Consider the following 1473-nt stretch of genomic DNA (forward strand, 5'->3'; position numbering starts at 1 on the left):
AAATATTTTACTTAACACTATTTTTCAGACTGTGGCGATATTACTTCATAACCATGTTTACGAATTTCATTTATAATTCGTTTAATATGGTTAGCCTCTTGTTTCTCTCGAACTTCCTTAAAAACATTCTCATTGTAATCCGTATTATTTTTTATCATATTATAGATAATTACAAGTAATTTTCTGGCAAGAGCTACTATCGCCTTCTTTCCTCCGCGGCGCTGCTTTATTTTCCAATACCATTTTGCAAGATATGAGTCTCTTATACGTGTAATACACCACGCAACTTCACATAATATCCTCTTTATATACATATTACCTTTTGTTACTCGAGTGGACTTTTTTTTCCTGCACTTTCATTATTGCCGGGACTTAATCCTGCCCACGAGCAAATATGTTCTGCAGTTTTAAATTTGCTCATATCTATACCAATTTCAGCTATTATTGCAGCAGCCGCCGTTTTATCTATACCAGGAATTCCATCTAACTGCTCAATTTGCCTTTTGAATTTCTCAAGTTCAGAATTAATGTTTTCTTCTATTTCGCGGAGGTGTTCATAGGTTTCGTCTAAATGTTTAAGCAGCAGTTTTAAAAAATCTCGCTGATGCTTGTTCATTCTACCGTTTACCGATAGCTTTATTTCTTGCAATTTATTACGTGCTCTTGTTTTTACGTAATATTCTACTTCTTCAGCTGCTATACTACCATATCTTGCTATATGTTCTATTATCGCTCTTCCTGATATACCAAATATATCTGTCAGGAAATTGGATAGCTTAAAACCGCAGCTTTGGAGGTGTTTTTCTATCCGGTTCTTTTGAGAGGATATTTCTTCTACTATACTTTTTCGGTATCTTGTAAGATCTCTTAATTCTCTTACTGGTTGTGATGGAATGAAACTGCCATTTAAAAGTCCGGCTCTTAACAGAGTTGCAATCCATTCAGCATCTTTCATATCGGTTTTTTTGCCGGGAACATTTTTCATATGTCTTGCATTCGCAACTATTATTACCATATTGCCGTTAAAAGCACTTTCAAGAATATTATAAACAGGCTGCCAGTATATTCCTGTACTTTCCATAGCCACATGGCGGCAGTTTTCTGATTCGAGCCATGCTTTTAATTCTTCAAGTCCTTGTAGTAATGTAGAAAATGTCCTAATTGTTTTTTGGGGCTTATCATCATTTACCGAACCTTTAAGTAAACATGCTACTATATTTTCTTTATGGACATCTAAACCACAACAAATTTCAAGTAAGTTTTTCAATTTTTTCACTCCTGTTAATTTTATTTACAGGGCTGATTACCTGAGAAAATATGAAGTTTAGCACCCGTGCTGTTCCCATATTAAAATAATATGGGGCGACAATTGGCTGTGCTCAAAGGTAATCAGATTAGGTTAAATTTCGAGGTATAAAATCCATCAAAATAAAATCAACCTTTGACCCTGTTATTATTAATTTAACAGAAAGT

Annotated in this window: 1 pseudogene; it reads right to left on the bottom strand. The window is 34.2% G+C overall.

Features of this window, described 5'->3' with window-relative positions:
• Window positions 1-17 precede the first annotated feature (17 nt).
• Window positions 18-1267: pseudogene (locus ATZ99_RS07895) on the bottom strand (IS110 family RNA-guided transposase).
• Between the last annotated feature and the right edge of the window lie 206 nt (window positions 1268-1473).

This window comes from Thermovenabulum gondwanense, from assembly GCF_001601575.1.
In the GTDB taxonomy this organism is placed as follows: domain Bacteria; phylum Bacillota; class Thermosediminibacteria; order Thermosediminibacterales; family Thermosediminibacteraceae; genus Thermovenabulum; species Thermovenabulum gondwanense.